This is a genomic window from Proteus sp. STS61-E (assembly GCF_040932335.1).
Lineage (GTDB): Bacteria > Pseudomonadota > Gammaproteobacteria > Enterobacterales > Enterobacteriaceae > Proteus > Proteus mirabilis_B.
In genome coordinates this window covers 773,754-788,233 of record NZ_JBFQGE010000001.1, presented here as the reverse complement: position 1 = coordinate 788,233, position 14,480 = coordinate 773,754, and the positions used below count along the sequence as shown (strand labels likewise).

Here is a 14,480-nt window from a genome sequence, read left to right as displayed (position 1 = left end):
TATGCATCTATTTCGTTCATCTTTGGTGATGTTATTATTACTCACACTAATAACTGGGTTAGCCTATCCTTTACTTGTTACCGGATTAGCCAACCTTATTTTTCCGTGGCAAGCAAACGGCTCACTCGTTTATCAAGATAATAAACTTATTGGCTCTGAATTGATTGGGCAGCAATTTACGCGGGATGATTATTTTAAAAGTCGCCCATCAATGACGTCAGAAATGCCCTATAACAGCATGGCATCAGGTGCTAGCCAACTAGCAACATCAAATCCATTACTTCTTAATGAGATAACCAAACGCATCCAAACATGGAAAAAAACAACGCATAATCAACATGCTGTCCCTGTTGATTTAGTCACAGCATCAGGAAGTGGGCTTGATCCTCATATTTCATTACAAGCAGCCTATTATCAAATTGAGAATATTGCATATTCTCGCCAACTCACTAAAAATGAAATTGAGCAATTAATAAAAGACAATACAACATCACCACTAATGTCGTTTATGGGTGAACCCGTTGTGAATGTATTTATGCTAAATCAGTCACTAGATAAATTAAGTGCAGAAAAACAGCAGAAAGTGAGTACTCAATAAAATGGAACTCGAAAAGCAGTGGCAACGCCCCTCACCCGATGATTTACTCGCTTCAACGCGAACAACAACTCGTGGGCGGCTAAAAATATTTTTTGGCGCTTGTGCTGGTGTAGGAAAAACTTACGCCATGCTACAAGAAGCCCAACGCCTCTACCAGCAAGGTATTGATGTGCTTGCTGGTGTTGTTGAAACGCACCAACGACAAGAAACGGCTGCGTTACTTCATGGATTACCTTTATTACCACCACAACGTATTCATCATCATGGTAGAAAGCTTGTAGCGTTTGATTTAGATGCCGCATTAGCCAGACATCCAGCGGTGATTTTAATGGATGAACTGGCATTTAGTAATCCACATAAATGCCGACATCCTAAACGCTGGCAAGATGTGGAAGAATTGTTGGATGCGGGTATTGATGTACTTGCCACAATAAACGTGCAACATATTGAAAGTCTTAATGATATTGTGGGAAGCATTACAGGAATTCGTGTTCAAGAGACGATCCCTGACTATATTTTTGATAGTGCCGATGAAGTTGTTATGGTGGATTTACCGCCAGATGATCTGCAACAACGTTTACATGAAGGCAAAGTCTATTTAGCCGGACAAGCAGAACGTGCCATCGAACATTTTTTCCGTAAAGGTAATTTAATCGCACTACGAGAATTAGCTTTACGTCGTATGGCAGATAGAGTTGATACACAAGTTAAAGAGTTTCGAGATAGCCAAGGAGCATCCCCTGTTTGGCACACCACAGATAGTTTGATGGTATGTCTCGGTGCTCATGGCGGTAACGACAAATTAGTTCGCACGGCAGCCCGTTATGCTGCCGCCTTTGGTTGCCAATGGCATGCTATTTATGTTGAAACCCCTAAACTTCATCAAATTGGTGAGCATAAACGCCGGGCAATTTTGCACTCTTTAAAACTGGCACAACATCTAGGTGCAAGAACCGCGATCCTTTCTGATAACCAAGCTGAAAAAGCCGTGATCCGTTACGCCAGAGAACATAATCTTGGAAAAGTAATTATTGGCCAACGTGCTTATCAAAAATGGCAATGGTTAAAACGCTGGATACGGATGCGGTTTGCAGAAAAACTAGCACGCTATGCACCCGACCTCCATGTTATCAGTGTTGCTCTTAACGACGAGGAGATCCGTTATAAAACCAAAACAGCACCACTACAAAATGAGAAATGGCGACAAGAGATAAAAGGTTATCTTACAGCGATAGGAATATGTTTAGCGATCACCTTATTCTCTCGCACATTTCTATTAGCACTTGATAAAGCCAATTTAGTGACACTCTATTTATTGGGTGTTGTATTAATCGCACTCTTTTTTGGCCGTCGCCCTTCTATTTTTGCAGCATTAATCAACGTTATTAGTTTTGACTTGTTCTTTGTACAGCCTCACTTTTCGCTTGCTGTACTCGATATGCAATATTTGATCACTTTTACAGTCATGCTTATTGTAGGATTGGTGGTCGGTAATTTAACTGCGGGTATGCGTTATCAAACACGTGTTGCTCGTTATAGAGAACAACGCACTCGTCATTTATTTGAAATGACAAGAGAGCTGGGGCGAGCCGTAACGTTACAAGACGTTGTTCGTACTAGTTACCATTTTTTATCTAGTGCATTTGATGCCAAAGTTTGCTTATTGCTCCCCAACAAACAAGGTGAATTAACGCCTTTTCATGCTGAAGGTATGGGGAATTTACCTATTGATAATGCCATTGCACGCTGGTGTTGTGATAAAGACCAAATTGCAGGTGCAGGTACAGATACGTTACCCAGTGTTCCCTACCAATTACATCCGATCACGGCTTCTCAACAAGTTTTAGCCATTTTAGCCATTGAGCCGAATAATCTTCGCCAATTGCTTATTCCGGAACAACAGCAGCTATTGCAAACGTTTAATGGTTTAATTGCTAATGCACTCGAACGATTGCAACAAGCTGAAATTGCAGAACAATCTCGAATTAATATCGAACGAGAACAATTAAGAAATGCATTATTAGCGGCACTTTCTCATGATTTAAAAACACCGCTTACAGTGCTTTTTGGGCAATCAGAGATTTTGCTTCTCGATTTAAGTGCTGAAGGTTCATCGCATACAGAACAAGTTAATCAAATTCGACAGCAAATCCTTACAACCTCGCGTTTAGTCAATAATTTACTTGATATGGCACGTATTCAATCTGGTGGTATTCAAGTAAATTTACAATGGAATTCGCTGCAAGAAATTACAGGAAGCGCTATTCGTTCTCTCTCTTATTTACTTGATAAACATCCATTAGAAATTGATATTCCTGCTGATTTATTGTTGTATTGTGATGGTAATTTAATTGAGCGAGTTATCACAAACTTACTTGAAAATGCAGTGAAATATACGACATCAAACACAAAAATAGGCGTAAGAGCCTATATTGAAACGTCTAAAATTCATGTTGAAGTGTGGGATGAAGGTCATGGGCTCCCAACTGACCAACTGCAACTTATTTTTAATAAATTTTCACGTGCAGTAAAAGAATCCGCAATTCCTGGTGTTGGGTTAGGTTTAGCAATATGTAGCGCGATTATTCGCTTACATGAAGGTGAAATCTGGGCTGAAAACCATAATTTATCTGAAAACCATAAAAAAGCTGGAGCAAGTTTCCACTTTGTTTTACCTTTAAAATCACTCCCTGATATTGATGAGATAGAAATAAAACAGTGACTCCATATAACATTTTAATTATTGAAGATGAAAAAGAGATCTTACGCTTTGTTCGACTTGCTTTAGAGAACGAAGGATTTCGTGTTTATGAAGCCAGTGAATGCCAACGAGGGTTAATTGAAGCCGCATCAAGAAAGCCTGATTTAGTTATTCTTGATCTTGGCTTGCCTGATAAAGATGGGCTCTGTTTTATTCAAGACTTTCGCCAATGGAGTAGTACACCCGTTATCGTCCTTTCAGCTCGGGATTCGGAACAAGACAAAGTAAAAGCGCTTGATGCAGGAGCGGACGACTATCTAACTAAACCCTTTGGTATTAGTGAGTTATTAGCCAGAGTCAGAGCGTCACTACGCCGTTTTGTTAAACAGGAAAGCGAGAATACACAATTTACTTTTGGTGATATTACGATTGATTGGGTTAATCGTATTGTCACTCGTCAAAGTGAACCCGTTCATTTAACGCCGACTGAATTTCGTTTACTAAGTGAATTGGTTAATAACAGCGGAAAAGTGCTTACTCAACGGCATTTAATGCAACATGTTTGGGGGCCTAATTTCGTTGAACATAGCCACTATTTGCGCATTTATATGGGTCATTTACGCCAAAAACTAGAAACCGATCCCACATGTCCTGTGCATTTAATTACAGAAACAGGGATCGGCTATCGATTTATGCCGTAACTGAGGGTAATAGGAAAATAAGCAAGGTTAATTTATTCATTAATCAGCTTTCTTGTTTATACAATATATACATACCTAATCCCCGTAAGATCTCACCTGACCAGAAACCATAAAACATCCCATTATCACTTCCTTTTCTTACCGCAGGAGACCAACTCCCATTCATTGGGCTTGTCGGAGACACCACGTGATAGTGTTCAATAAGTTCAGTAACAGACTTTTCAATGATCCAATCTAGCTTGTTATTTTTGCATCCAGACAAAGAAGCAAAACAGAGGCCACACAGCCATAATCCTGTCATATGGCCAACAAAATTTCGATTTTCTGGCGGTGGTGAGTCAGCAGGAAATTCACAAGGAAACCCGCCGACTTTTTCAAAGAAATGAATAAGATAATCAACCCAATTATTTGTAAATTGAATAAGATTTTCAGGAATGCTTTTCTGACATAAAACTAATTCATACCACGCTCTGGCAGCAGAAGCGAATGCACGAGGTTGATAGCCTGCCCATGCATCACTACCCCAATGATTAAAAATAAAGGTATCTGCCTCACCATACTCAATGTTATCCCATCGGTTCCACACATATGCCATCGCGACGGGTCCTTTTATCTTAAATTTATCTTCATAAGCTTTCTGAGCATCAAACAGAAACTGACACATATTTTCTAAATGTATCTGCGCATTTTCTTCATAAATATAAATAAATGGATGTTGATAACCGGGATAAGGTAATCCACGCCATGAATCAAATTGAGATGAATCTTTTGTAGAATTATTGGAGAAAGGAATAACGCCGGGTGTATATGCGAGCTTATTGAGGTCATTATAGCTAATGTCACAATCACCAATCAGCCCTTCAAAACTATCATTACCAGATAGAGTGATTGAAAACTTATGTGTCCAACCATCAAGATCATTAAAATGAGTTGGTATATCGTTAAAGCAATACCAAGTGATTTCTGAACTATCGTCTTCTTCAAGTTCATAAATAGCAAGAGTGATACTAGAGACTGCTTCTAAATTCGGATGTGTGGGTTTAATTTCATTGCTTGAATAATAAGGCTGATAATCCATTAATATAAGTGTTTCAGGCGTTAATTGAAGAGTAGACCACTGGCCTTCTGTCATCGGTAATATCCAATACCAACGCCAACGATCAGAATCGTAAATAATAATTTTCCATTTATCTCTATCCAATTTATACGTAAATGATGTTGGTATCGCCTTTCCTTCAGTTGTTAACCAAAAGCCCACCATAAATTTACTGTTCTCTTTGAGTCGCACATGTTGTACAACGGCTGAACGACCATCAATAATATTATCTTCGAACTCAAATGAAGTTTCGATATCTTCGTCGAGTTTAATATACCCCACATCACTAACTGTAAGATATTCAATATCTTCATTTTTTTGAATAAATGAACTTACATTGAATTCATACTTTATAACGTCATTATTAATGGCGGTATGAGGAAGGTGTAAAAACCAATTTTTCACAACATCACTATTTCTTTGTGAAATAGTATCCATATTAATTCTGACTTTTAATGGTACTTTATTTTTATCGATTCCCCCTACATTAATAGTTATTTTAGAGTTCTGATCAATTTTCTTTGAAATACTTTGTTGTTCTAAAGTCACTACTGCATTTCCATCTGTCTCTATTCGAATAAAACCTTGTTTATTTCTATCAAGAGAGATATGACGGCTCTTGGGGTAGTGATACTCGTAGGAAATCCCATCAGTGAATGGACTTAATTCAGTGGTAGATTGTCTGAAAAACTTATCGTTAGAATCAATATTCGCATATCGCATACACATTAATGCACTGTTTCGCCAAGCTAACCAATAACGGCGTTCTTTCGTTATTTTCCATAATGTATAACTTGCCTCTAAAAACCATTCTTCAGCATCAGCGGCATTACCATAATTTCGTTTATCGATAATAGGAATATTGAGTGGTCGATTATGCCATGCCATATTTCGTGTTATCAGAAAGCCGCCTTGTTCAACAGGTTGAATATTGGCATGACACAATTTCCATAATCCATTAATTGGCGATGCCATTTTTACATAGCCTTTAGGTTCAATAGCTCTTTCTTCTAAAATATGACCTTGGTTATCAATTTTTCGTCCATATAAATCAATCAACCATGCTAATTCAACAGACTCACCCTTTTGGCTCCAATTAATACTTCCATCATTATTCAGTTCGACAACTCGGGCATTTATATTGGGATAAGATAATACGCCACGATAAGCTTGTGTCACGATATCAAGATATTCTCCCCAATAAGGAGCGCCGTGTGGTATTTGACATATTCCATCAACAAACATGATTCCAGTATCAATAAATCCTGAATTAGTAGGTTCATTAAAGTTAATTGGCCAATTAGATAAAGTAGGCTCTTTGCCATTAATAATCCATTGGCTTAACCATCTATCATGGGGTGGATCGGGTATTTCTTGCTCTTGATAGAAATATTTTATATAGGCATCAAAACACCAGATTGCCCTATCTAGCCAATACTTATCTTTTGTTGCTTTATATACATAGAGATAACCTAATATTTGTAAAGATTGACCTTCAGTTGTTGCATCTCCATTAGGTTGTGACTCTAAACGTGTATATCCGATTGTATGTCTATTATTTGATAAAACACCATCAGGATTAAAAACAAAATGCTGTTTACTTCTATCTGTTGTTAAACCGGTATTATTATCTAGAAAACGTTGATGCCCAAATAACAAATTATAGACAGACATTAAATTATCATTCTGATACATGCATACCTCCACCAATAAATCGCCCTAACCACGTTCCGTTAAGGGCAATAAATTGAATCATATCAATAGCATCTTTATTCCATGATAAGAGAGGTTTACGACCTAAAGGCCATAATACTTCATCAATAAAAACGACTTGATTTGCGCCTGAACCTTGCGTCATATGAAGTAAAATCTGAGAGCCAGATATAGCTGTAGGAAGTTGAATAAACGTTATCGGTTCATTAAGCGTTGTGGTATACCAAGCATTTATAGAATAAGGTAAATATAATTTATCTCTAATTGGTTTAATATCCATTATATCTATACCAATTTGTTCTTCTTTATTAACTTTTCTTTCTCTTATTACTGTTTTTAATATTCTTATTATTTTCATAAAATTAGCCTTATTTAAAATACATTTAAAGTAATCAATAAAAATATATTAATCTCATTACTCTAACGATGGATAAGGTTGTTTATTAATGGATTTTACTTAATATCTTATCTTAAATGTATTATTTACCTTAGTGAATATTATTTATTGAAAGTTCATTATTAAGTAAAAACACCAAATTGAAATAATTAGATTAATAAAAAACCCATTTCCTTCTATATTTAATAATAGAAGAAAATAGGTTAATTTATCGATTAATATTTAAATTTATTAGGCCATCGCCGAAATGGTTTTTCTAAAACGTAATAATGCTAATGAGAAAAACACCGAACCAATAACAATTAAGATAATAAATTGTGGCCATACAATAGAGAAGTCAGCACCACGATATAAAATAGCCTGAGCTAAGCTAACAAAGTGTGTGGTTGGCATTGTTTGCATTACATCCTGTACAAACTGAGGCATACTTTCTCGTGATGTCATCCCTCCTGATAACATGTTTAATGGCAACAATACCATAATCATTAATAAACCAAATTGAGGCATTGAGCGTGCCATTGTTCCTAAAAAAATGCCTATTGAGGTTGTCGCAAATAAGCTTAAAGCAACACCACACATAAACAATAAAACAGAACCTTCAATAGGAACATGAAGTAGCGATTTCACGACTAATACCAGTGACATCACTGATGCCAATAATACAACCAATCCCATTGACCATATCTTAGAAAGCATAATTTCAAAAGGAGTTACAGGCATAACCAGCAAGTGCTCAATGGTGCCGTGTTCTCGCTCTCTTATTAATGCAGCCCCCGTTAATACTATCGATAACATCGTGATATTATTGATAATTGCCATAACAGAGCCAAACCAAGATTGTGTTAGGTTTGGGTTAAAACTCATTCTAACTTCCAAATCAACAGGTAGTGGATCGTTGGTTCTATTTTTCGCTAAAAATGTTTTTGCTTCACCCATGACAATGTTTTGAATATAGCTATTACCTAAGAAAGCTTGGCTCATTCTCGTTGCATCAATATTAACTTGTATTTCAGGTTTACGACCGGCTAAAAGATCACGCTGAAAATTAGGCGGAATATCGAGCGCAAAGGTATAAGCCCCTCTATCTAACAAACCATCAATTTGCTCAGGAGTAATATCAGCTGGAGGTAAGAAATAAGGCATATAAAAGCTATTTACAATACGTGCAGATAACTGTGATTTATCTTGATCAGCAACGGCAATTGGAGCGTGATGTAATGAGCCAGGAGTAACAGTCGCTGATGAATAAATTGATACAGTGAAAGCAAACACAATTAATGCCAGCATCGCTTTATCACGAGAGAGACTGCGTAGCTCTTTTACGCCTAAATTAAACACATTTTGGATTGTGCGCCACATTTAAGCCTCCTGCTTTTTCAAGAAAAAGACACTCAACCCAATAACAATTGGGATAGTGATAAGCAAAGGAATAAAAGACCAAGGTAAATCAAAAAGGTTTAATCCTTTAGAGAATGTCCCTCTTGAGATAGTTAAAAAGTGAGATGTAGGATAAATATGCCCTATCCATTTACCGATACCTTCCAGTGACGAAACAGGATCAATCATTCCCGAAAATTGTGTTGCTGGAATTAATGTAATAATGGAAGTACCAAAAATAGCAGCAATCTGGCTTTTCATAAAACATGAAATAAGTAATCCCATTCCTGTGGCAATAGTGATATACAGTAATGCCCCTAAAGAAAGCGTTAACATACTCCCTTTAAAACTCACCCCAAATACAAAGACCGAAAGCGCACAGAGCATAAAAAAGTTAAACATACCCAATAAGATATAAGGAAATTGTTTACCTAATAAAAACTCTGCTTTGGTGATGGGGGTAACATAAAGATTAATAATAGAACCAAGCTCTTTTTCACGAACGACGCTTAACGCACTTAACATTGCAGGGATCATCATTAATAAAAGTGGGATAACTGCGGGTACAATTGCGGGTAAACTTTTTACATCAGGATTATAGCGATAGCGAGTTTCTATATTAATAGGTGCCAACTTATCAACTACATTAGTGGGTTGACGCATAGCCATATCAAGCATCCATGTTGAATGCATTGCCTGAATATAACCACGAACAGTTTCAGCCCGATTAGGCATTGCACCATCAATCCAAACACCTATTTTTACGGTATGACCTTTAGCAACATCGCGTGCAAAGTTAGGTGGAATTTCAATCGCAACAGTAATATCACCACTACGCAATCGCTTTTCCAGTTGGTCATAATCTGTGATTGGTGCTTTTTCAATAAAATAACGAGAGCCTGAAAGGTTTTGGCTATATGCCTGACTTAGCCCTGTTTTATCTCTATCCATAATACCAAAACGCAAGTTTTCAACGTCCAAACTAATACCGTAACCCATAATAAACATCAGGATCACCGTACCTAATAACGCTAAAGTAAGACGCACCGGATCTCGGCGTAACTCCATACCTTCACGAATACTGTAACTAAATAAACGTCGTAAACTAAATCGCTGTTTTAATGCTTTTTCAGCACTTTCATGACTAGATACAGGAAGTTGTAGGCTTTTTTCATCAAGTTCAGGTGCTTCTTGCTCACCAGATGCTTTTTTAAGGTAATCAATAAAGACTTCCTCAAGGGTATCAAATTGGCTATTTTTAACTAAATTCGCAGGTGTATCTGTCACTAATACTTTACCAGCATGCATCAATGACATTCGGTCACAACGCGCCGCTTCATTCATAAAGTGAGTTGAAATAAAAATAGTGACACCGTCACGTCTAGATAAATCAACCATCAAGTTCCAAAACATATCTCGCGCAATGGGGTCAACCCCTGAAGTGGGTTCATCAAGGATCAACATTTCAGGTTTATGGATAACAGCGACAGCAAGTGACAAACGCTGACGAATACCTAATGGCAAACCATCGGGCATTATTTCTTCGACGTCAGTTAAATTAAAACGCTCACTCATTTCCTTAACACGCTGAGGTATTTCCTCTTCTGGAATATGAAAAAGCTTGGCATGTAACTCAAGATTTTGTCGCACAGTTAATTCACTATAAAGTGAAAATGCTTGTGACATATAACCAACACGACGGCGAGTTTCAATATCTTTAGGATCAACTTCTTGACCAAATAACCATGCTCGCCCTTCACTTGCTTCAAGTAAACCAGTTAGCATTTTCATGGTGGTTGATTTACCACAACCATTCGATCCTAAGAAACCAAAAATTTCTCCTTTAGGGATACGAAAGCTGACATGGTCTACGGCAACAAATTGACCAAAACGCATGGTTAAATCTTGTGCTTCAATGGCGATAGTATCATCGTCACTTTTATCTCTTGGCGGGATAATAACTTTTTGGTGATCTTTCTTTTTCTCTTCTGGTAGTAATTCGATAAAAGCAGCTTCTAGTTCATCAGTATGAGTTTGGGCTTTTAATTCATCAGCGTGACCTGTTGCTAATATTTTTCCTGCATCCATAGCAACCAGCCAATCAAAACGTTCAGCTTCTTCCATATAAGCGGTCGCAACTAATACACTCATATTTTTTTGACGCTTACGTATACGATTAATTAATTCCCAAAATTGTGCTCGTGATAAAGGGTCAACCCCAGTAGTAGGTTCATCAAGGATCAGTAATTCTGGATCATGAATAAGCGCACAACATAAGCCTAGTTTTTGTTTCATTCCCCCAGAAAGTTTACCCGCAGGTCTATCGCGGAACGGCGCTAAACCGGTACTTTCAAGTAAGTCATTAATACGTTCAGCCCGCTCTTGTTTTGATTGACCAAATAAACGGCCAAAGAAATCAACGTTTTCAAAAACAGAAAGTGTGTGATAAAGGTTTTTACCTAATCCTTGAGGCATATAAGCAATGCGAGGACAAACGGCTCTTCGGTGTTCAACATCATTCATATCACCTTTTAAAACAATTACTTGTCCTGTTTGAATTTCTCTCGCACCAGAAATAAGAGAGATCAAACTCGATTTCCCTACACCATCAGGGCCAATTAATCCGACCATTTTTCCAGCAGGAATAGCCAATGTCACATCATCAAGCGCTTTGGTATCGCCATAATGTTGGGATACATGAGTCAATTCAATGATATGAGAATGACTTTGCGTTCTCATTGTTTGACTCATTGTGGTAATTTCACCTCTAAATCAGTTGGCCAAGATTGGTTGTTATCTAAGCGAATATAAGCACGACCCGGTAAACCTGTTTTCACATATTCAAGATGTTTTTCAAGTAATTCAGGTGCAATGCGAGCTCTTACACGGAACATTAATTTTAATCGCTCATTATCCGTTTCAACGGTTTTGGGTGTAAATTGAGCGACACTAGCAACATAGGTTGTTTTAGCAGGAATAACGATATGTGGTGCGGCATCTAAAATAATGTGAACTTCACTTCCTAATGCAGCTTTACCCGCGGCTTCTGTTGGTAAAAAGAAAGTCATATAAACATCACTTAGATCGACCATATTTAATACACGACCGCCAGCACCTAAAACTTCACCAGGCTCTGCGACGCGATACTGAACACGACCATTACGCGGTGCTTTTAAAATGCTGTCATCCAATTCCGCCAAAATACGTCTTTCGGTTGCCGTAGCTGCATCCACTTTTGTATTGGCTTGAATGATCCCCGCTTTAGCCGATTCTATTGCAGCAATAGTTGCGGTTTCTTGAGCTTTAGCGGCTTCAACCGCCGCTCTTGCACCTTCTGTTCTTGCAATATCATCATCCAATTGTTGAATAGAAATGGCATTCGTTTTTACTAATGCACGAGAGCGGTTAAGTCTTTTTTGTGCAGCATCAAGCTCTGCAATACGTTGGCGAACGACGGCTTGGGCTGCAAGTTGTTCACTTTTACGTTGTGATAATGCAGATTGCGCAGTGACAACACTGCTTTTGGCTTGGTTTAATTGAGCTTGAACTTCATGAAGTTGTTCTTTAAGTGTTCGAGTATCCATGTTTGCTAACACTTCACCCGCTTTAACAAAATCACCTTCTTGAACTAAAATAGAGTCTATTCTTCCCGGACTTTTCGTTGAAATATCAATTTCTGTTGCTTCTATTCTCCCATTACTTTGAGCAAATCCTGAAGGAAGTGTTGGTGCTTGAGATTTCCACCAAAAAACTCCCGCAGCAACAACTGCGACGAGAATGATGCTATAAACAAAAAAACGACTCTTTTTTTGATTTTTCATATAAATTATTTAACCTTCCTTTAGCCATAAAAGAATACCAAAAATATGTTTATCTGCTGTATGTAAGAAAATAGTTAAATAATGAGACGTATTAAATTTTTTATTTTATATCTATTTAAAAATAGTTCATTTGTATTGATAAAGCGAACGCACTCACTATAAAAAAATAAAATTTTAAATGCTAACCTTATGAATTATAAATGTTATGTCATTATAATAGAGCCTTAACTCAAATTAATGTAGTACTTTTATCACATAATCCACCATCTATTTTTGATTATTCGAGGAAACACACAAATTGTATATAGAAAATCCATTTTCGTTACATTCAAATACAAATGAAATAGTAACAAAACGTTATCAAGTGCTCATTAATATTAAAATGTCACTTAATTTTTTCATAAAAATTCAATTTTAAATTGAGTTGCTATTTAATTTAAAACTATCAAAAATTGTATTTATTATATAATTTAGTAAATTTTATATTTTAAATTTCATCATATAAAATAAAAACAAAAAGTAAAAATGACATTATTATTTTTGTTTTTAAAAAAATATTATTAGCTACGATTTATATTTATTTCCTTCATTAAGCAAAAAACATTAAAAACACACAACATATTGATTTTTTTTATTTAAAAATAATAAAACAATAAAAACAAACTATTACATGATGAAGATCGATAAATTAAAAAGAAAGTTGGGTGTTCAGACCACTTATGTCTTAAACTTTTTATATAGTGATTATTGCAGTTAGTTATCAAAGTACGTTGATGCAATTAATTAGAATTTAAGATCAAGATCGTAAAATCCATATGATGATATCAAATCAATTTTAATTAAAAAAAAGAAGGGTTATATGAATAATATTAAGTATAAACTCGCTACAATGACACTTTGCACTCTGTTTGCAACCTCTGTTTTTGCAAATACCGACACGCCGATCCGCCTTGTTATTCATGGTGGAGCAGGAACAATCACTAAAGACACCATCACGCCAGAACAAGAAAAAGAATACAAAGAAAAACTAACCGAAGCATTAAATGCTGGATATGCTGTTTTAAATAGTGGAGGCACTAGTATAGAAGCCGTTCAAAAATCCATTAATGTTATGGAAGATTCACCATTATTTAATGCCGGAAAAGGTGCCGTTTTTACCCACGATGGTCGTAATGAACTTGACGCCTCTATTATGGATGGTCAAACCCGTAAAGCTGGCGCTGTTGCTGGTGTTACTACAGTTAAAAATCCAATCAACGCCGCTATTGCCGTGATGGAAAAAAGCCCGCACGTTATGATGGTATCAAATGGTGCTGATCTTTTTGCCAAAGAACAAGGACTTACTATTGTAGATCCTTCCTATTTTAGAACTGAACATCGTTGGCAACAACTTCAAAAAGCGATAGAAAAAGAACAAGTTGTTTTAGACCATGATGGTAAAACAGCCGCCCTTTTTGTTGATCCTATGATGTACGATTATAAATATGGCACCGTAGGTGCAGTCGCTCTTGATCAACATGGCAACTTAGCGGCGGGAACTTCTACGGGAGGAATGACAAACAAGCGTTATGGTCGAGTTGGTGATTCCCCAATTATTGGTGCAGGAAACTATGCTGATAATGAAACCGTTGCTGTATCCGCAACAGGATCTGGTGAAATGTTTATCAGAACATTAACTGCCTTCAATATCGCAGCCCAAGTTAAATATAAAAATTTACCTTTAGAAGAAGCTGCTCAAAATGCACTTGATGAAGTTAAAGCTATTAATGGTAGTGGTGGTGTTATCGTATTAGATAAAACAGGTAACTACACAATGAGTTTTAACTCTGAAGGTATGTATCGTGGCACAATTGGTAATGATGGAAAACCCGTTGTCGCAATTTACAAAGAGTAATTTAAATAGCCATTGATTCTTTCGCACCCAATTTTTACTGCAATCTTCATTATTTTCACGTCGATAAAAAGTGAAAGTTTTGGGTGCGAAAACAGCGTAATCACCCTTTTTCTCTTATTATTCTCTACTCTTTTTCCTAACGTTATTTATTACCGTTTTTTCCCTTAACTCAACTTGAAGAC

The 14,480-nt window shown here is 36.8% G+C and carries 9 protein-coding genes; 4 read left to right on the top strand and 5 right to left on the bottom strand.

Going from position 1 to position 14,480, the window contains the following annotated elements; translation table 11 throughout:
* The first annotated feature begins 1 nt into the window (after position 1).
* Genes kdpC through kdpE form a run of 3 tightly spaced genes read left to right on the top strand, consistent with a single transcriptional unit; the run spans position 2 to position 4,000 of the window.
* On the top strand, positions 2–598 hold the full coding sequence (gene kdpC, locus AB4J89_RS03705; RefSeq protein WP_349474205.1) for a potassium-transporting ATPase subunit KdpC: 597 nt from the start codon (positions 2–4) through the stop codon (positions 596–598).
* 1 nt (position 599) lies between these two features.
* Positions 600–3,320: a two-component system sensor histidine kinase KdpD gene (gene kdpD, locus AB4J89_RS03700; protein ID WP_368468127.1), complete on the top strand. Its 2,721-nt coding sequence runs from the start codon at positions 600–602 to the stop codon at positions 3,318–3,320.
* A complete protein-coding gene (gene kdpE, locus AB4J89_RS03695; RefSeq protein ID WP_368468125.1) occupies positions 3,317–4,000 on the top strand; it encodes a two-component system response regulator KdpE in 684 nt (227 codons plus the stop codon). Before kdpD ends, kdpE begins: the two co-directional genes overlap by 4 nt.
* A 43-nt stretch (positions 4,001–4,043) precedes the next feature.
* Here kdpE and AB4J89_RS03690 read toward each other — a convergent pair whose 3' ends face one another.
* The 5 genes from AB4J89_RS03690 to AB4J89_RS03670 form a co-directional block, all read right to left on the bottom strand.
* Complete coding sequence (locus AB4J89_RS03690; RefSeq protein WP_368468123.1) at positions 4,044–6,791, bottom strand: phage tail protein; 2,748 nt, start codon at positions 6,789–6,791, stop codon at positions 4,044–4,046.
* Entirely contained in the window at positions 6,778–7,167 is a 390-nt protein-coding gene (locus tag AB4J89_RS03685; RefSeq protein ID WP_088495526.1) for a hypothetical protein, read from the bottom strand. Before AB4J89_RS03685 ends, AB4J89_RS03690 begins: the two co-directional genes overlap by 14 nt.
* 270 nt (positions 7,168–7,437) lie before the next feature.
* Positions 7,438–8,565 (bottom strand): ABC transporter permease, encoded by a 1,128-nt coding sequence (locus AB4J89_RS03680; protein ID WP_088495525.1) that lies wholly within the window; start codon positions 8,563–8,565, stop codon positions 7,438–7,440.
* Entirely contained in the window at positions 8,566–11,322 is a 2,757-nt protein-coding gene (gene rbbA / locus AB4J89_RS03675; protein WP_368468428.1) for a ribosome-associated ATPase/putative transporter RbbA, read from the bottom strand.
* 8 nt (positions 11,323–11,330) lie between these two features.
* Positions 11,331–12,404: an HlyD family secretion protein gene (locus AB4J89_RS03670; RefSeq protein ID WP_088495524.1), complete on the bottom strand. Its 1,074-nt coding sequence runs from the start codon at positions 12,402–12,404 to the stop codon at positions 11,331–11,333.
* Between the two features lie 859 nt (positions 12,405–13,263).
* On the opposite strand from AB4J89_RS03670, the gene AB4J89_RS03665 reads away from it, so the two are divergent.
* Positions 13,264–14,298, top strand: a complete 1,035-nt coding sequence (locus AB4J89_RS03665; protein ID WP_088495523.1) for an isoaspartyl peptidase/L-asparaginase family protein — start codon at positions 13,264–13,266, stop codon at positions 14,296–14,298.
* Positions 14,299–14,480: the final 182 nt, after the last annotated feature.

Excerpts from the sequence above, each read along its gene's own strand:
- kdpC (WP_349474205.1), top strand. The coding sequence starts at position 2 with ATGCATCTATTTCGTTCATCTTTGGTGATGTTATTATTACTCACACTA.
- kdpD (WP_368468127.1), top strand. The coding sequence starts at position 600 with ATGGAACTCGAAAAGCAGTGGCAACGCCCCTCACCCGATGATTTACTC.
- AB4J89_RS03690 (WP_368468123.1), bottom strand. The coding sequence starts at position 6,791 with ATGTATCAGAATGATAATTTAATGTCTGTCTATAATTTGTTATTTGGG.
- AB4J89_RS03685 (WP_088495526.1), bottom strand. The coding sequence starts at position 7,167 with ATGAAAATAATAAGAATATTAAAAACAGTAATAAGAGAAAGAAAAGTT.
- AB4J89_RS03680 (WP_088495525.1), bottom strand. The coding sequence starts at position 8,565 with ATGTGGCGCACAATCCAAAATGTGTTTAATTTAGGCGTAAAAGAGCTA.
- rbbA (WP_368468428.1), bottom strand. The coding sequence starts at position 11,322 with ATGAGAACGCAAAGTCATTCTCATATCATTGAATTGACTCATGTATCC.
- AB4J89_RS03670 (WP_088495524.1), bottom strand. The coding sequence starts at position 12,404 with ATGAAAAATCAAAAAAAGAGTCGTTTTTTTGTTTATAGCATCATTCTC.
- AB4J89_RS03665 (WP_088495523.1), top strand. The coding sequence starts at position 13,264 with ATGAATAATATTAAGTATAAACTCGCTACAATGACACTTTGCACTCTG.